The organism is Halobacillus sp. SY10, assembly GCF_045401165.1.
Classification (GTDB): Bacteria; Bacillota; Bacilli; order Bacillales; family Halobacillaceae; genus Halobacillus; species Halobacillus aidingensis.
In genome coordinates, this window is the sequence record NZ_CP174345.1 from 804,942 (window position 1) to 822,606 (window position 17,665).

Below are 17,665 nucleotides of genomic sequence, written 5' to 3' on the forward strand. Positions count from 1 at the left end.
CGGTCCAACTCCTTACTGGTTATCATTAATTGTAATCAGTGCCTGCTTGAGATCATTGAAGGTCTCCAGTTCCTCAAAATTCATTTCAGACTGGATCGCCGCAATGGCCATCTCTGTACGAATTCCGGTCAGCACCGTTCTTGTTCCCAGCAGTTTAATGGTTTTTGTTAAGTTGAACAAGTCATTAATGAAAACTTCATCGAACGTAGCGATCCCTGAAAAATCAATGAATAAAAGCCGTAATCCATGCTCTTTGACTTTATGTAACGTGTGATCTTTCACCACATCGAAACGTTCCGTGGAAAATTCCCCAACCAATGGAAGAACAGCTTGAAATTCATCGATGAGGACGACGGGGGTAGAGACAGCATTCAAATGCTTCTCCATTTCTTCATGTTCTCTTTCTTTGGTTTTGTTATAACTGTCTGTCGTCGCTCGAATAGCTGCGTCAAATGCTGTGACTACTTCTTCTGCTACAACGAAGCCTTCTTCTATATCGGCCTCTTGAATCAAGTTCGAACTCCGCATATGCTTCATAAGAGAAAGACGGAATACGCTTAGGACGTCCACGGTCTGTTTCAAAAGGACTCCTTTTGAATAAAGGTAATTTTCGGTATCGTAGCCGATGGCGGCAGCATTTGTTTCATCTGGGTGCTGCAAGAGGCTTTTAGCTACGCGGTCAAGAAGTAGACGAAGCATTTCAAAATGATAATTCAGATCTTGATCTGTATAGTTGATTTGCAGCTTGTCCAAGGTTTTTGGGAGTAATTCGTTTACTAATGTGGTTTGGTTATCATTAAAATATTGGGCTAAACGTTCATTTAATCGATCCATATCGTTCTCCTTCCATTAACGTTAGTTTTTCTTATACCCCATTTTATCCTAGTATAACGATTATTGGGAGATTTTCATCAGAATTTTCCGTGGATAAAGAAATGAAAAGGTACCAGGTTCCAATTAAAGCCTATCATATACCTGGTACCAAACCGGTTGAATGTAGTGAATGTTGTACCAGGTACAGTAGGATAGAATCAACGTACCTGGTACCCCAAAGGATAAGAAGCATGTCAGGATTAGAAAAGATATTGCTTGTTAAGCATCTGTACTCATTCCTAGGACAGCCACATATTGATTATCAAAGAAGGGGACAAGGTCATTGCCTTTCCACGTAAGCGGGGTTTGAACCAATCCTAATCCATCCGCATTATATTGGCCGATAATTCGTTGAAAAACGAACAATTCATAAACCCCATCTCCGTCAAAATCGATGGGGTAAAGGGTGTTCAAACCAGATACGGAACCTTGTAGCGGTGCTTCTAATGTTCCGTCCTCATTATAAATTTCTGATAGATACTCAGAGTCCCTGTTGCTGAGGTCGATGAGAAAAGAAAGACCGAGTGTTTTGTTTAGAACTTCAACTTTATACTGATTTTGATAATTGACTTCATATTCATAAGCTTCATCGAACGTTTCATAGTCAAAAAGGACCTGTGGTTGGTTGTTTATAAATGAAAACAAATAGTAGTATCCAAAACCGCCGCTCCCACCAGAATCCATGCTAATCAAGATGTCATCTACTCCGTTACCTGTGAAGTCCCCAAGAAAAAGACGCGGTTGATATCCCATGTTCGTTTTTAATGGGACATTATAGAAAAGGTTCGTTTGTCCATCCTGAATGACCAGAGTAATGTTCGTGATATACGGACTATCCGGTGTTTTTTCTCCGACTAGAAAAACTTGGTCTTCGATGAAGTCCCCATTCACATCCCCTTTGGCATAGGAGAGGATGTTCGAAGTTGCTGAGGGCTGTTGCTGCCTGTAGAAATAGGGATACGTGTACATGAAAAAAGCCACCTTTTTTCAATACTTTATGCAGAATGGGCGAGGTGTGACAGTACTGTACTTTAAAAAAAAGAGCCGTATAAAACGGCTCTTGGTATATTAAAGACGGCTGAAGCCTTCTTGCTCCAGGAAGTTAACGGCTTCTTCATAGGAATTGAACGTACCTTCCAACTGTTCTTCAGCGTACACATGAAAACCATCTTCTTCACGCATAAGAACAAGCGACTGATCGTTGTCGTTCAGCCATTCCTCCATCACTGGATTTTTCTCGGCAGGGGAGAGGGACAAAGATTCGATCGCCTCCCGGATTAACGTGCGGAGTTCATCGGCGCTCATCTCCTTAATATTGACCATCCCTTTGTCGTCCGTAGCATAGTCATCCATTTCACCTGCATAAACAAATCCGTTGCCATTCGGGTGGAGCCGGTAAACAACAATTTTTTTATCATACACGCTTTCTTCATAATGGAAATTCACTCTTCCAAGGGAGATCTCTTTCTTTTCAAGTTCAGGAAACTCTTCAATGATGTTCAGTTTTTCTTCAAATGTAAGCATAAGTTCCTCCTGAGGTATTTTTGTAGCCCTAGTATAGCACAAGAAGACGAATGAACGCCTTGGTTTGCTATTCAGGAAGAATCATGGTATATTAAATGAGCGATGAGCTGTTTGTGTAAGACGAAGTACATGCTTTTTATAAAAGCTAAACGACGAATGTGGTCGTCGGTATATTCGCGACAAAAGTCGAAAGCCTTTCCTCACTGGAGGAAAGGCTTTTTTTGATGGAAATTATTTTTTTCCGAAATTCATACGAGCATATCGTCCACGTACCATTTGGTAGATACCATATAAAATCAATCCAATGGCGGCAATACCTAGTAAGACTTGTCCGTAAGGCTGCTGGGCAATTTCAGAAAGTGCTCCGTCCAGACCTTTGGCTTCATCAGGATTTGCGGACAAGGCGGTTTGAATGAAAAAGAATCCGATGAGGGCAAGTACAATTCCTCTTGCTGATAATCCGAATTTACCTGATTTTTCTGCCACATTCCTTTTATGGCGGTCCATTTCCGCTGTATTCATCTTTTTCATAAAGCGTCCTGTACTACCTTGATAAATTTCATAAATACCATATCCTATGACAATAGCTCCAACAATCCCGACAAGCCATTGGCCAAAAGGCTGAGACAAGAGTTTAGCTGAAAGCGTCTGTTCTGAATTTCCACTGCCGGAACCAGCATTGAGGGCAAATTTAATTGCATTGAAAGCCAGGGAACCATAAATAATGGCACCTACAATGTAACCAAGTCGAGTAATCAACCCTTTCCCATCTGTTCCTTCATTGTTGGGGTCCATGATGGCTTTTATCGCGAGCCAGGAGATATATCCGATCAAACCGATGCCAATAATCCAAAGTAATATTTCTCCAAAAGCGACGCCGGCAAGAGAGCGGAACATCCCTGTCGTTCCGGTTGTTTTCCCTCCGACTCCAAGAGCGGCCATCAGGGTCAATACTCCGATAAGAGCATAAACAATCCCCTTGGCCATGAAACCGGTCCTTCCGAATCTCCGCACCCATGGTTTGATTTCTTCGCTTGCTTCTGATCGCTTGTTTTTGTTTGTTGTTATCGTAGAAGCCATAGTATCCCTCTCATTTCGCTAGAATAGTTTTTAATGTATTTCCCACAATTGTAGAAAAAGAAACTTTCCGTAAAAAAAGAAATGGTATAATGCAAGGGAAAGAAAGGTGACGGATCATGTATCTAACAGTTAAAGAAACAGCAGAATTCCTTGAGCTTCCTGAAGACTATGTCCGGCAGTTGATCTTGAATCATAAAATTAAGACCATTTATGATGGGCGGCAGTATCTGATCAATAAAAATCAATTCCACAACCATCTGGAACAGATGGAAAACTACCGGAAAATGATTCAGGAATACCTGAGCGAACCTCTCCCGGAGGATCCGGATGTTAAAGATGAAGATTAGTGAAATGAAATAAAAGAAGCAGAGCCATTTCAGCTCTGCTTCTTTTAGAAGAATGTGGACAGAAAAACATTATGATTTTCGAATATTATGAATATAGACTTAATCTCGCGTAGCAATGGCTTCTATTTCCACTTTTGCACCTTTAGGAAGTTTGCTGACTTCTACAGCTGCGCGAGCAGGATAAGGCTCACTCAAATAACTTGCATACACATCATTGACTACAGCAAAATCATCCATCGAGTCTAAGTAGATGTTCATTTTCGCAACATTATTGAAAGAGAGGTCTACCTCTTCAAGTATCGCACGAATGTTTTTCATCACTCTGTGTGTTTGTTCTTTAATATCGTTAGAGACAAATTCCATCGTCTCCGGATCCAGAGGGATTTGCCCAGAAATAAAAATGATATGTCCAAGGTCTGTGGCCTGAGAATATGGACCAATCGCACTTGGTGCTTGATTCGTTGAAACAGCTTTAAACATGACTGCCACTCCTTTATGTAGGTTTTCATTCATCCTATCACGATTTTTGTGATAGAGAAATAGAATCATTACCCGGGAAATATCGACAATATATCTAAAGAACCACCGTAGAACAACTAGAAAATGACAAGAAAGACTTATTTCGAAATATTTTTGTCCGATATAATACTTATAGCGTAGTTAAATAATCAGAAGAATTATTATGTTTTAAAATTATTTTAAAATAGTAGTTTAGATTCGTTTATTTAGGGTAAGGTACGAGTGAAGGAGATGAAATTATGCCTTATAAAGTACGGTTAGAACAACAAATAGAAGAATTAAGAACGCGCATGTATGAAATCTATAACAATAACCCTACGGATGATGAACTATTGAGAATTTCACAAGAGCTAGATGACCTATTGAATCGTTTTAGTGAACAAAGAAAATACCAATGTTCCAATTAAATTAGATTAAAAGTACATAGGGCCATGTGTGCTTGAATCCCTACAGCCACTATGGTATCTTAATATCAATGCCACCCTAGCAATCGAAACGACTGCGGGAAACTTAACCATTTCTATAGGGTGGCAGGTTACATAACAATCATGGACCTCCTGCGAGTTGCGCAGGAGGTTTTTTATGTTTAATTTTCGGTTTCAGACTTATAAAAGACTGTAGAGAAATAACAATAGTGAATACTCTTGGAATCGCTTTATTTTTAAGAAAAAAAAGATAAAAATATAAATATTCAGAAAATGGGTTGTGATTCGACAAAATCAGCGCTAGAATACTTCTTACATTCAAATTTGAAAGGAGGCTCAGCGATGATCACATTTATCGCATCTATCGTTTTACTTGTCGTCGGATATCTTTTTTATGCAAAGGTGGTTGAACGAATTTTCGGGATTAATGATCAAAAAAATACACCTGCATATGAAAAGAACGATGGTTTTGACTATGTGCCGATGAGCTGGTGGAAAGCGAGTCTTATCCAGCTATTAAATATCGCTGGGCTTGGACCTATATTCGGAGCAGTGATGGGAGCTTTATACGGCCCTGTGGCATTTATCTGGATCGTTGTTGGTTCTATTTTCGCAGGAGCTGTTCATGATTACTTCTCAGGGATGCTTTCCCTTCGTCATGACGGCGCCCAATACCCGACACTTGTAGGGAAATACCTAGGCCGTCCGGCCCGCTCGGTGATCAATCTTTTATCTATTGGCCTTATGATCTTAGTAGCTGCAGCCTTTACTGCAGGACCGGCTCAATTGATGGCAGAAATCACCCCACTAGGATTTTTTACATCTGTTTTAATCATATTTGCATATTTTCTCATTGCGACACTTCTACCCATCAACAAAATTATTGGTAAAGTGTACCCGATATTTGGGGCAATTTTAATTTTTATGGCTGTATCAATTGGGGTAGGGATGTTTTTCTTTGATCATCCAATTCCAAATTTAACAGTCAGCAATCTTCATCCAGATGAACTACCGATCTGGCCAATGCTGATGGTGACGATCTCATGCGGAGCTATCTCTGGGTTTCACAGTACCCAAAGCCCGATCCTTGCTCGAACGTTGAAAAAAGAGAGTGAAGGAAGAAAAGTGTTCTATGGTGCCATGATCGCAGAAGGAATTATCGCCTTAATTTGGGCAGCTGCCGGTATGACATTCTTCGGTAACACAGGAGGTCTTCAAACGGCACTAGCAGAGGGAGGACCAGCAGGAGTCATTAATGAAATCAGCAGTACCACACTTGGTACGCTAGGTGGAATTCTTGCCGTTCTTGGTGTCATTATCCTGCCAATCACTACGGGAGATACAGCGTTGCGATCTTCACGTATGATGCTTGTTGATTTTGCTAGTCAGGTCAGTAAAAAGAAATTCGAAGGAAAATGGACACCGCTACTATTTGCAATTCCGGTTACGATTCCAACGTTCCTGTTAACCCAAATGGATTACAGCTTTCTCTGGAGATATGTAGGTTGGTCCAACCAAGTTGTAGCAACAGTTATGCTTTGGACAGGAGCTATGTACTTGTTGAAGAATAACAAGTTTCACTGGATCTGCAGTGTTCCCGCCCTGTTCATGACAGCTGTAGTAAGCTCTTATATTTTCTACGCTCCTGAAGGGTTTGGTTTGGAGTATTCCACGTCCATGATCTTAGGGTCCATCATCTGGCTTGTTGTGGTAACATGGTTCGTATGGCAAGTGATCAAACAGAAAGTGAGAAAAGAAGATACGGTCATCACCTCAAAAGCAGGATAATACAAAAGTCGCTTAGCCCCAAGGCTAAGCGACTTTTTATTATTTTCCATCTTATTAAAGATAATGGCAGGTTTCTTGAAGACTTGATTTCGAGATGTTTCGGGTTTCGTTTGCCGTATTGAGCGGTGGGGGTGGCTGGGAAGCAACTCGCTTTCCTGTGGGGGAGCGCCGAGCTCCTCGGGCGGGCTGCCGCACTAAGGGATCTCGCCTGTCTCCTTCTCCCACGGGAGTCTCGCAGCTTCTCAACCACCCCATTCGATGTAGGTGAGAAACGAACCCACATACAGAGTAGGAGCATCTTCCAAAAATACAGATTTCTAGTTGAAAAGGGCTCTATAGAAATCTTCAGAATACAAGTGCTCCTGTTTTAAGAGTGAATTCACCAACTTCTATTACGCTCGAAAGCTGCTTATTTTGGGAGTATTTTCGAGACACTTATATGGCAAAGGGGCGGAGGGGGATGGCGAGACTCCTGCGGGAAAAAAGTGCATGGTGAGACCCCACAGGACGCAGTCCGAGGAGGCTCACCGCGCTCCCGCGGAAAGCGAGCTATCCCCCGCAGCCCCCATCCACTCACCAAAGTCTCGAAACTGAGTTTTCCACAAACGGGAGCGTTTATGGGATTTGGTATTTCCTTGTAATGAGCTTATTCCTAGTAACCTTATCGGTTTTTTGTGATATGATGATAAGTAACAAGAAGAAATGGAAAGGAGTCGGTTCGATGAGCAAAATTTATATTCTCCATGAGAACGATGAATGGACCGATCATTTGACGGAGCGTTTAGAAGAGTTCGATCTTCCTTATGAGCTCTGGCATTTAGATAAGGGGACGCTGGATTTGACAAGCGAGCCTCCGGAAGGGATTTTTTACAACCGCATCAGTGCTTCTTCTCATACAAGGAATCACCGTTACGCACCTGAGTTTACTGAAGCTGTCCTTGCTTGGCTCGAACGCCATGATCGCACCATAGTAAATGGCAGCCGGGCTTTAAGGCTTGAAGTCAGTAAGGTCAATCAATATATGGCTTTAAACCAAGCTGGCATTCGCACACCGAAGACGATTACTGCTGTAGGAAAAGAGAATATTCTGGATGCTGCGCGGCAGTTGGAAATGGGATCGTTCATAACGAAACACAACCGTGCTGGAAAAGGGCAGGGAGTTCAGCTTTTCCATTCTACGGAAGCGTTGCGTGAATACTTGGATAGTGACTCTTTTGAGGAACCAGTTGATGGGATTACATTGATTCAACAATATATTGAAGCTCCAGAGCCTTATATTGTCCGGCATGAATTCGTAGGCGGAACGTTTGTTTATGGGGTGAAGGTCGATACGTCTGAAGGTTTTGAACTTTGCCCGGCAGACGCGTGCTCGATTGAAGATTTGTATTGCCCGACGGATGTGGAACCACAAACACCAAAAGCGAAGTTTGAAGTTCTCGAAAATTATCGACCGTCCATCGTTGATGATTACGAAAGGTTCTTACGGGAAAACAATATTGCCGTAGCTGGAATTGAAGCGATTCAGGATAAAGAAGGTCGTTTTTACACCTATGATGTGAACACGAATACAAACTACAATTCGGATGCTGAAGCAAAAGCAGGAACTTATGGGATGCTTGAGCTGGCAAAATATCTCGGAGGTCTTTTACAAAAGTCACTCGTATAACAAAAAGATCGATCACATTTATGTGATCGATCTTTTTTAGTGGCGTTTGCTTAACCAGAGAACCCCTGATTTAGCAAGACGAGGAAGGACACCTGTCATCGGTTTTTGAAGCATGTTGCCAAATCCGTCATTTTTCCCAAGAGAGCCGAGAGCACCTTTTAGCTTCACCTCAGAAGGACGTTCAGGTACGCGGTCTCTAAGTACGGCATTAAGTACATCAGCTACCTTCTCTCCTTGCTGACCGGCAAGCTGTGCACTAGGAGAGTGTTCAGAAGATGCACAATCACCTACAACATAGACATTTTGATGGGTAGGCACTTGGTAAAAATCATTGACGATGACTTTTTCCTGGTCATCTTTTTCAAAAGGAAGCTCTCTGACAAGGAAGTTTGGACGAACCCCTGCGGTCCATACAGTCACATCGTTCAAATAACAAACACCATTGTTGCATACGCCATCTTTTTCAACGTATTCAACGTTTGCCCCGTGGATGACTTCAACCTCATTATCCTTAAACCACTTCTCCACATAATCTTGAATTTTGGAATCGAAGGCTTTCAATACCGTTTCGCCACGGTCCAACAAGCGAATGTTCAAGTCCGGCCTGCTTTCCCGGACTTCTGAAGCGACCTCGATCCCACTTAGTCCAGCTCCGACAACGGTCACCTTTCCGTAGGCCCCAAGGTTGTTAATAGAAAAGCCTGCACTTCTTGCTTTAGAGAACGTCTGCACACTTTCGGTGAATTCTCGCGCTCCTTCGATGCCGTGATAGTTATCCTCACAGCCGAGACCAATTAATAAGTAATCGTAGGGAAGACTTTTTTCTCCGCCTTTTATGATGATGGTCTCGTTTTCTGTGTCGATTTTCTCCACTTCATCGAAGACATAAGTGACTTGCTCGTGCTTCGGGAAATCAACGCGAGCATGACGGTCAGACTCCGTTCCTGCTGCTATAGTGTAAAATTCAGTTTTTAATGAATGGTAAGGATTCCTGTCGACGACAGTGATATGTACATCTTCTGGGATTTGATCGAGCAACCCGTGCAAAGTGTTCATACCGCCGTAGCCGCCCCCCAAAATAACGACTTCTTTCATCTTTGTTCCACCACCTTTTCCTTAATCCCCTATTCGAAAACGCTTTCTGATTGTTACAACCTTTAGAGTACCAAAATTACTGGTGAAAAACTAGAATGATTAAGCAAATTCTCTCATCTTTCCTTATTATTCGATTCCCTCTCCAAAAATATTTAAAAGTCTAAATGTATCAATCCCCAACCAATTCTTTCACATAAGCTCCCTTTTGTGGAAGATTCAGTTTCGAGATAACCGGGGTTCGTTTTCCATATTGAGCGTCAGGGGTGGTCAGGAAGCTACTCGCTTTCCTCTGTGGGGGAGCGCCGAGCTTCCTCGGACTGCGTCCTGCGGGATCTCGCCTGTCTCCTTTCTCCCACGGGAGTCTCGCAGCTTCCCAACCACCCCATTCGATGTAGGTGAGAAACGAACCGCTTCGCCCAGAAGGACGGTCTTCTACTATCCCAGTGCTATACGAAGAAAGCGCTCTATATCAAGTAGATGGGATTTAAGTACCTGAGCCAGGTGCTTAAACGACTCACCTCCATCAAATCGGAAATGAGCTGTTTCCAGAAGTGATTTCGAGACACTAATATGGCAAAGGGCGGAGGGGAATGAGACTCCTACCTTAAGTGTGATGGCGCCTCGATCAGCGGCGTATGGACTGGACTGAGCTGGCGGAGATAAAGGAAACACGAAGAACGGAGTGATTCGATGTTGACTTATCGTACAGAAGCGAGGGAAGTCTCACTAGCCGATAGGCGCCGAAACCGGATATAGAAGAGGAAAAAAGTGCTTGGTGAGACCCCGCAGAGCGAAGCTCGAGGAGGCTCAACGCGCTCCCGCGGAAAGCGAGTCATTCCCCGCAGCCCCAATCTACTCAACAAATATCTCGAAACTGAGCCTTACACAATCCTCCCATTATGTTTAATAACAGTAGGGGAGAGTTCAATTTTGAAGTGGAATCTGGTACATTGAAGGCAGAAATGGTTAGAAAGGAAACGATGATGAAAAAAATACATAGCGATCTTTTGCAATTTAGAGGCACGCATTATGATTTTGGGTTTTATCAAGGACAACTGCTGAGAGATTCGTGGACAGTGAAGAATAGAGAAAAACAATGGCGGGTGAGGAAGCCTCGTTTTATTGTAGAAGAACAGGAAGTGAAGGAAGCGATCACACGTTTCGCTCCAGGCGTATGGGATGAGCTTCTTGGCTTGAGGGATGCGCTGGAATGGCCGATGGAAAGAGTGATGATGGAGTTTGGTGGATATCGCATCGACTATAAACGGAGTGGATGTTCGATTATGACCGGTGAAGGCTATTTCATTCGGAATTATGATTACATGCCGAAGACATATGAGGGACGGTATAGTCTTTTTCAACCGACCGACCAAGGGTACAGCATTATAGGACCGACGCAGCGTATTACCGGACGTATGGATGGGATGAATGAAAAAGGGCTTGTGATGGGCTATAACTTTATGCACCGCAAGCGCCCTGGAGATGGGTTTATTTGCTGTATGATTGGTCGTCTTGTGCTTGAATCTTGCGCGAACGTAACCGAAGCTGTTCAAATGCTGCGTGAGATTCCTCATCGCCATTCATTCAGTTACACCGTATTCGATAAAAGCAATGTGACGTATGTAGTGGAAGCCTCTCCGCGGGGAGTGGAGGTAAGAGAGGCGGACGTTTGTACGAATCATTTTGAAATTTTAAAAAAGGAAAATCGAAATCATCTTGTGGATTCTATGAAACGCATGGATGCGATCCAATCGAATCGTAAAAATATTAAAGATGCCTATGATGCCTTCCGGTTAATGAATGATACAGATCGTGGCGTATTTTCTAAGCTGTACAGCAATTGGGCCGGGACAATTCACACGTCTGGATACTTACCAAAAGAAAACAAAGCCTGGTTTGCTTTAGGTGGGGATCGAGAACCGGTGGAATTTGATTTTTCCCGATGGTTGAATGGAGACGACCTTGAAGAAGAAAAAATTGATGGGGAAGTTGATACCGATATTCCTTTTGCTCACATGGAGGATGGCGCCTATTGGAGTGGGAAGAAATGATCCCGAAGAGATGTGTGATTCGTAAGGGGGAACCAGAAGATGCGACCTATACGATGGCGATTGCTAAGGAAATATTAACCGAAGGCTATGGGTTGAAACACCTTTCTGAGTTCCATGACTCCTTGGAAAAAGAAAAAGCATGGATCAGCCGGTATGAAGAACCTGAGTTTTTTCTGATCGCTGAGATGGACGGTGATGTTGTCGGCTTTTTAAACTTTGATCTGGGCGCTCTTTCTTCCACAAGACACCAAGGCACATTCGGTGTTAGTGTAAAAAGGGGCGTAAGGAACAAGGGAATTGGGCGGAAGCTCGTGACAACAATGATAGAACAATGCCGGCGAACCGAAAGAATTGATATTATCCGGTTGAACGTATTGGAATCCAATGCCCGAGCCATTCACCTTTATGAGTCTCTCGGTTTTCAAAAGGAAGGCTGCTTTCAAGATTACATTCGAAAAAACGGGAGAAGTGAGAACCTGATCCACATGGCACTGCATTTACATTGTTAATAGGGAGTGGTGAGGAAGATGCCTGAGAAAGTTATAGTCTCTTGGAGTGGTGGCAAGGATTCTGCCCTTGCCTTGCAAAAGGTGATGGACGATGAGAAGTACAAGGTCGAGGGTCTTTTTTCAACCGTTTCTGAACAGTCTCTGCGGTTACCTGTCCATGAAGTCAGTGAGCACCTGCTTATGAAGCAAGCCGATGCGCTTGGTCTGCCAATTAGAATCGTTCCGATCGCGGAAAAAGCGTCTAATGAGGTTTACGATGAGGTCATGAAGCGGTTCTTTCAAAGCTGTAAGGACAGAGAAATCCACAAAGTGGTTTATGCTGATCTTTTTTTGGAAGATATTCGATCGTTTCGTGACGATTTATTAAAGAAGAATGAAATGGCAGGCGTCTATCCTTTATGGGCAATAGGTTCACATAAGGTGGCGGCAGAGATCATTGAAAAGGGATTTCAGGCAGTGATCACTACTGTGGATACAGAGAAGTTGGATGAAAGGGTACCTGGGGTTCTCTATGATCAGCAGTTTTTGCATACCATGTCTCCTGAAATTGACCCGTGCGGTGAAAACGGAGAGTTTCACACATTCGTATATGGTGGACCTTTATTTCATGAACCTTTAAGAATTCAGCCAGGGGGACGATTCGAGACACTGGGTGGAAGATTTTCTCATGTAGAATTGAAGGAAAAGTAGACAACTCTCTTTGGAATAAGGTATAACTAAAAAAACACATGTTGGAGGTTACTATGGAAGATATTTTACAAATGAAAGATAAAAACATCGTCGTCATGGGTGTGGCGAACCAGAGAAGCCTTGCCTGGGGTGTGGCTAAATCCCTTTATCAGGCAGGAGCCAACGTTATTTTTACATATCGAAAAGAAAGAAGTTATAAAAAGCTCGAAAAGCTGCTTGCAGACGGTGGTTTAGATGCGAAAGCCATCGTTCAATGTGATGTGAACAGTGATGAAAGTATTCAGCAGGCATTTGCAGAGATCGGTGAGAAAGTCGGAGTCATTCATGGGGTCTGTCATTCCATCGCTTTTGCACATGCGGAGGATTTGAAAGGGGATTTTGTTGAAACTTCCCGTGACGGATTCGCTTTTGCGCAGGATACAAGCGCTTATTCACTTATTGCAGTAGCGAAAGCAAGTCAACCTTATATGACGGAAGGCGGATCGATGATTGCCATGAGTTATCTTGGGGCTGAACGTGTCGTCGAAGGTTACAACGTCATGGGGGTAGCGAAAGCATCCTTAGAAGCCACTGTCCGTTATTTGGCATCCGATTTAGGGAAAAATCAAATCAGAGTCAATGCCATTTCGGCTGGTGCGGTACGTACACTTGCAGCAAAAGGGGTTCCAAGCTTCAATGAAATCTTACACAAAATTGAAGAAACTGCTCCACTGAAAAAGAACGTCACTCAGGAAGAAGTCGGAGATATGACGCTGGCCATGATGAGTCATTTATCCCGAGGAGTGACAGGAGAAATTGTTTATGTAGATTCGGGTTACAATATATTAGGTTAATGGAAAAGTCCCCTAGAGCAGGGGGCTTTTTTCTTTGCTGAAAACGTTTCATAGCTTCTTTTTGGGGAATGGACACTTAGATAAGGAAATCCACATAGGACCAATTCATTAGAACGGAGGCTGTCGGATTATGCAAAGACAACAAACCATTATCGAAGAGTCATTAAAAGCGATCATGGAGGATGAAGATTTTCTCCCGGATTTGAAAGCACAAACACGGGAGCAGGCCTACAACTCATTGGTGGCCCTGCTTTCGACCCCGAATCATGTCCACAAATCTTTCCTGCGCATCACTACAGAAAATGGAACGATTGTAAGGATTCCGTCATTCCGCGTACAACATAGTGATACCGTGGGTCCTTATAAAGGCGGGATTCGTTTTCATGAATCAGTCGATGAAGATGAAGTCTCCAATTTAGCAAAACTAATGACTTTGAAAAATGCCCTGCATGAACTTCCTTTTGGCGGAGGTAAAGGGGGAGTGGTCATCAACCCGAAAGAATACAGCGTAAAAGAACTCAATTTGATATGTAAAAAATACGTGCAATATTTCAATGATATCCTTGGACCTGACAAAGACATTCCAGCTCCGGATGTCGGTACAGGGGAACGGGAAATGGACTGGATGATGGGAGAATTCAAGAATATTCATCCCGGAGAGCCGTACCGCAACAGTTTTACAGGAAAAAGCATCGTAAACGGCGGGTCGCTCGGAAGAAGAGAGTCAACGGGAAAAGGGGTCTATTATACGTTCCGGTACATGATGCATGATTTCGTCAATGAACATAGAAAATGGTTGAGTGATACAGAGAACATTTTTGCTCATACGGCTCTTGACCATGCTGATAAAAAGTTAAAAATGGCGGTTCAGGGCTTTGGTAACCTTGGTTCTGTCGCTGCCCTTGAAGCGTATCAATGCAATCATCTGCAAAACCGTGTGGTTGCCGTGAGCGATGCGAATGTCATGCTGTATAACACAGATGGCCTGGACATTCCTGGTCTTGTCAAATTCGCGAAAGAGCATGATGGTGATTTGCCTTCAACAGAACAAGAACTGAACGAGCATGAACTTGTGGCAGAGATTAAAGAGCGGGATGACTTGCTGGAAATGGATGTTGATGTTCTGATTTTAGCAGCGTTGGAAGATCAAATCCATAAAGATAATATGAAGGACATTCAAGCGAAGATCATTGTAGAAGGCGCAAACGGGCCAATTACAGAAGAAGCGGATCGGTATCTTGCGGATAAAGGTGTATTGATTGTCCCTGATATCTTAGCAAATGCAGGTGGTGTCATCGTTTCTTATTACGAATGGGTTCAGGGGAGAGAAGCACAGTTTATGGCGGAGGATCAGATTTTTGAAAGACTTTTTGATAAGTTGAAAGGTACGATGGATACGATTCTTCCACAGTTCTTTGGGGATCCGTTCCCCCTAAGACAAAATTGTTACATCCACTCCGTCACCAAACTATCCACGATTATGTACCGTCAAGGAAAACTTTATTAGGGTATAAAAACTCAGCCTTTCATGAGGCTGAGTTTTTTTTTGCACATATTTTCTTAGAAAAGGGAAAATTAAAGGAAGAGTGTTTATTTTAAGGAGGAGTTGCAATGCTTGAAGGAAGATCAGCATTAATTACTGGTTCAGGGCAGGGGATTGGACTTGAGATCGCTACAGAATTTGCAAAAGCCGGCGCGAAAGTCATGCTTAATGATATCAATGAAGAGACCCTCAACAAATCAGTTGAACAGCTACGATCTCAAGGACATACAGTCGAAGGGGTCGTTGCCAACGTAGCAAAAGAAAAAGATGTAAAGAATGCAATTGAAGAAACGGTCAGTAAGTTTGGCAAAATTGATATTCTAGTCAATAATGCAGGAATTCAACATGTCGCTCCAATTGAAGAATTCCCTAGTGAAAAATTTGGATTGATTCTGGACATTATGCTGAAAGGACCATTCTATGGGACGAAGTACGCGTTCCCACACATGAAGGAACAGGGGTATGGTCGTATTTTGAATATGGCTTCCATCAATGGACTCATCGGTTTCGCTGGAAAAGCTGGTTACAACAGTGCCAAGCACGGGGTCATCGGGCTAACGAAGGTAGCTGCTTTAGAAGGAGCGGACCACGGTGTAACGGTGAACGCAATCTGTCCTGGTTATGTGGATACGCCACTTGTCCAGAACCAATTAGAAGACCTTGCGAAAACAAGAAACATCGATAAGGAAAAAGCGTTAGAAGAGGTTATTTATCCCCTCGTACCACAAAAACGATTGTTGCAAGTCCAGGAAATTGCAGATTATGCAATCTTTCTTGTCAGTGAAAAAGCGAAAAGCATCACAGGACAAGCAGCGGTCATCGATGGTGGCTACACTGTTCAATAATAATAAAACACGTCCCCTTGTGGGACGTGTTTTTCATTTGCTTCATCAAATCAAAAAGCTTCCCTCCTTAAGAGAGAAGCTTTTGTTAGTTAATTGATGCCCATCATGGCAAGGAAAATAATCGCAATCGTTGCGACCATCGGAATAAGAAGGCCAACAACGAATACATCCTTGTAAGAATCCTTGTGTGTCAGCCCTGTAACGGTGAACAATGTCAATAAAGCACCGTTATGAGGGAGAATGGATGCTCCAGATGCTACCGATGTAATACGGTGAAAAGCTTCAAGACTCAACCCTTGATCGACCGCAATATTGTAATATTCCTGTCCGAGAGCTTCAAGGGCAATTCCCATTCCGCCAGAAGCCGACCCTGTAATCATCGCAAGCAGACTGACGGCAAAGGCTTCTGAGAAAAACGGGCTTAGAGGAATACTGAAAATCAAATCCTTTACGGAGTCAAACCCAGGTGAAGCCGTAACAACAGTACCAAATCCGACTGCCGCACTTGTGTTAATGGTAGCCATAACTGAACCGGAAGCCCCGCCATTGATGGCTTTTATGAAATCCTTATAATCCTGCCAGTTAAAGATCATGATTAAAATGATCCCGATGAGCAATGCGGCTAAAATACTGATGTCGAATACGTTCAACGTCAAAACAACAGCGATTAGTGGAATGGTGGAAAGAATCCAATTTGGAAGTTCTTCTTCGTTCACACTTTTAACTTGGTTGTCACCTTCAGGCTCGGTAAATTTCTCATCTTTATTGTTGAGTTGTTTTTCACGGAATTTCAAATAAAAATATCCGCCGACAGCCATGATCAATGCGGCAACTATTCCTAGAATTGGAGCTGCCATCGTGTCTGTCTTAAAGGTGTTGATTGGAATGATATTCTGAATCTGAGGTGTTCCAGGAAGAGCTGTCATTGTAAAAGTGAAAGCTCCGAGTACGAACGTGGATGGAATCAACTTTCTGGAAACATTCGCCTCACGGAACATTGCGACAGCCAATGGATACACAGCAAAGACAACAACAAACAGACTAACCCCGCCATACGTAAGAATCGCTGCAGATAAAAGCATTCCGAGAATGGCACGTTTTTTACCAATTACGCTCGAAATCTTATGGGCAACCGACTGTGCAGCTCCCGTATCTTCCATCAACTTTCCGAAAATCGCACCGAAGAGGAAAATCGGAAAGTAGTCTTTAGCAAAGTCAACAAATCCCTGCATATAGGTATCTGTATAAGCGGGAAGGATATCCATTCCACTTAAAATCGCGACAATACCTGATACGAGTGGCGCAATCCAGATGATGGACCATCCAAGATAAGCCAAAAGCATAAGTAATACGAGTCCAATTAGGATACTGATCATGATGAATCCCTCACTTTATTTAATTTCTGTTTTACTTTGTCCAAAACTGTAAAATACATGAGGGATTCCATATGAATTCAATTGTTTAAAAGAACTCAAGCGTTCCTCCACTAAAGCTCCCGTTTGTGGAAGACTCAGTTTCGAGACTTTTGTTGAGTGCATGGGGGCTGCGGGGAATAGCTCGCTTGCCGCGGGAGCGCGGTGAGCACATTCCCCGCAGCCTTAAGGGCAGCCTTTCTAGTTGAAATAATGTATGACAATTCCTGGCCATGGATACGGGGTCAGGGAAACGACGATTTGCAGTGTTTTGGAATCAGTCAGTAGAAAAACACACACGTTCGTGTCTCCATTCGCTTTTCATGCGGACGTTTCCCAGACCCTGTTCCCACAACTTATTCGTGCAGAATCTATGGTTAAAACGACTCTCTCATATGGTAAAGGGGCGGAGGGAAACGGTGAGACTCCTACCTTAAGTGTGCAGGCGCCTTGGTCAGCGGCGTA

At 43.1% G+C, this 17,665-nt stretch carries 17 protein-coding genes; 10 read left to right on the plus strand and 7 right to left on the minus strand.

Annotation, left to right across the window (positions count from 1 at the left end; all coding sequences use genetic code 11):
* Window positions 1-12: 12 nt before the first annotated feature.
* From ACJA3J_RS04055 to ACJA3J_RS04070, 4 genes are all read right to left on the minus strand, one after another.
* The gene (locus tag ACJA3J_RS04055; RefSeq protein ID WP_115893168.1) at window positions 13-834 is read right to left on the minus strand and encodes an STAS domain-containing protein; all 822 of its coding nucleotides are present in this window, start codon (window positions 832-834) and stop codon (window positions 13-15) included.
* A gap of 258 nt (window positions 835-1,092) precedes the next feature.
* Window positions 1,093-1,842: a VCBS repeat-containing protein gene (locus ACJA3J_RS04060; RefSeq protein WP_406945615.1), complete on the minus strand. Its 750-nt coding sequence runs from the start codon at window positions 1,840-1,842 to the stop codon at window positions 1,093-1,095.
* A 99-nt stretch (window positions 1,843-1,941) separates the two neighbouring features.
* A complete protein-coding gene (locus ACJA3J_RS04065) occupies window positions 1,942-2,397 on the minus strand; it encodes a hypothetical protein (RefSeq protein WP_115893170.1) in 456 nt (151 codons plus the stop codon).
* Between the two features lie 231 nt (window positions 2,398-2,628).
* Window positions 2,629-3,477 carry a DUF1206 domain-containing protein gene (locus ACJA3J_RS04070; RefSeq protein WP_089653418.1) on the minus strand — a complete coding sequence of 283 codons (849 nt, stop codon included), beginning with the start codon at window positions 3,475-3,477 and terminating at the stop codon, window positions 2,629-2,631.
* A gap of 116 nt (window positions 3,478-3,593) precedes the next feature.
* Between ACJA3J_RS04070 and ACJA3J_RS04075 the strand changes: the two genes are divergently transcribed.
* Complete coding sequence (locus tag ACJA3J_RS04075; protein ID WP_115893172.1) at window positions 3,594-3,824, plus strand: excisionase family DNA-binding protein; 231 nt, start codon at window positions 3,594-3,596, stop codon at window positions 3,822-3,824.
* 99 nt (window positions 3,825-3,923) lie between these two features.
* Here ACJA3J_RS04075 and ACJA3J_RS04080 read toward each other — a convergent pair whose 3' ends face one another.
* On the minus strand, window positions 3,924-4,304 hold the full coding sequence (locus ACJA3J_RS04080; RefSeq protein WP_089653413.1) for a RidA family protein: 381 nt from the start codon (window positions 4,302-4,304) through the stop codon (window positions 3,924-3,926).
* Window positions 4,305-4,582: 278 nt separating this feature from the next.
* Between ACJA3J_RS04080 and ACJA3J_RS04085 the strand changes: the two genes are divergently transcribed.
* The 3 genes from ACJA3J_RS04085 to ACJA3J_RS04095 all read left to right on the plus strand — a co-directional run bounded on the left by ACJA3J_RS04085 (window position 4,583) and on the right by ACJA3J_RS04095 (window position 8,222).
* Complete coding sequence (locus ACJA3J_RS04085) at window positions 4,583-4,750, plus strand: aspartyl-phosphate phosphatase Spo0E family protein (RefSeq protein ID WP_089653410.1); 168 nt, start codon at window positions 4,583-4,585, stop codon at window positions 4,748-4,750.
* A gap of 360 nt (window positions 4,751-5,110) precedes the next feature.
* Window positions 5,111-6,556 carry a carbon starvation protein A gene (locus ACJA3J_RS04090; RefSeq protein ID WP_089653408.1) on the plus strand — a complete coding sequence of 482 codons (1,446 nt, stop codon included), beginning with the start codon at window positions 5,111-5,113 and terminating at the stop codon, window positions 6,554-6,556.
* Window positions 6,557-7,277: 721 nt separating this feature from the next.
* Window positions 7,278-8,222, plus strand: coding sequence for a RimK family alpha-L-glutamate ligase (locus tag ACJA3J_RS04095; RefSeq protein WP_406945616.1), 945 nt, complete (start codon window positions 7,278-7,280; stop codon window positions 8,220-8,222).
* Window positions 8,223-8,258: 36 nt separating this feature from the next.
* Here ACJA3J_RS04095 and ACJA3J_RS04100 read toward each other — a convergent pair whose 3' ends face one another.
* Window positions 8,259-9,317, minus strand: a complete 1,059-nt coding sequence (locus tag ACJA3J_RS04100; protein ID WP_089653399.1) for an NAD(P)/FAD-dependent oxidoreductase — start codon at window positions 9,315-9,317, stop codon at window positions 8,259-8,261.
* A 983-nt stretch (window positions 9,318-10,300) separates the two neighbouring features.
* On the opposite strand from ACJA3J_RS04100, the gene ACJA3J_RS04105 reads away from it, so the two are divergent.
* From ACJA3J_RS04105 to ACJA3J_RS04130, 6 genes are all read left to right on the plus strand, one after another.
* The gene (locus ACJA3J_RS04105) at window positions 10,301-11,368 is read left to right on the plus strand and encodes a C45 family autoproteolytic acyltransferase/hydolase (protein ID WP_406946270.1); all 1,068 of its coding nucleotides are present in this window, start codon (window positions 10,301-10,303) and stop codon (window positions 11,366-11,368) included.
* Window positions 11,365-11,877 carry an N-acetyltransferase family protein gene (locus ACJA3J_RS04110; RefSeq protein ID WP_406945617.1) on the plus strand — a complete coding sequence of 171 codons (513 nt, stop codon included), beginning with the start codon at window positions 11,365-11,367 and terminating at the stop codon, window positions 11,875-11,877. The genes ACJA3J_RS04105 and ACJA3J_RS04110 overlap by 4 nt, the downstream gene beginning before the upstream one ends.
* A gap of 18 nt (window positions 11,878-11,895) precedes the next feature.
* On the plus strand, window positions 11,896-12,567 hold the full coding sequence (locus ACJA3J_RS04115; RefSeq protein ID WP_406945618.1) for a hypothetical protein: 672 nt from the start codon (window positions 11,896-11,898) through the stop codon (window positions 12,565-12,567).
* A gap of 53 nt (window positions 12,568-12,620) precedes the next feature.
* On the plus strand, window positions 12,621-13,400 hold the full coding sequence (fabI, locus tag ACJA3J_RS04120; protein ID WP_089653389.1) for an enoyl-ACP reductase FabI: 780 nt from the start codon (window positions 12,621-12,623) through the stop codon (window positions 13,398-13,400).
* A 130-nt stretch (window positions 13,401-13,530) separates the two neighbouring features.
* Window positions 13,531-14,907, plus strand: coding sequence for a Glu/Leu/Phe/Val family dehydrogenase (locus tag ACJA3J_RS04125; RefSeq protein WP_406945619.1), 1,377 nt, complete (start codon window positions 13,531-13,533; stop codon window positions 14,905-14,907).
* 104 nt (window positions 14,908-15,011) lie between these two features.
* The gene (locus ACJA3J_RS04130) at window positions 15,012-15,788 is read left to right on the plus strand and encodes a 3-hydroxybutyrate dehydrogenase (RefSeq protein WP_406945620.1); all 777 of its coding nucleotides are present in this window, start codon (window positions 15,012-15,014) and stop codon (window positions 15,786-15,788) included.
* 89 nt (window positions 15,789-15,877) lie between these two features.
* Here ACJA3J_RS04130 and ACJA3J_RS04135 read toward each other — a convergent pair whose 3' ends face one another.
* Window positions 15,878-17,164 (minus strand): GntP family permease, encoded by a 1,287-nt coding sequence (locus ACJA3J_RS04135; protein ID WP_181898532.1) that lies wholly within the window; start codon window positions 17,162-17,164, stop codon window positions 15,878-15,880.
* Window positions 17,165-17,665: the final 501 nt, after the last annotated feature.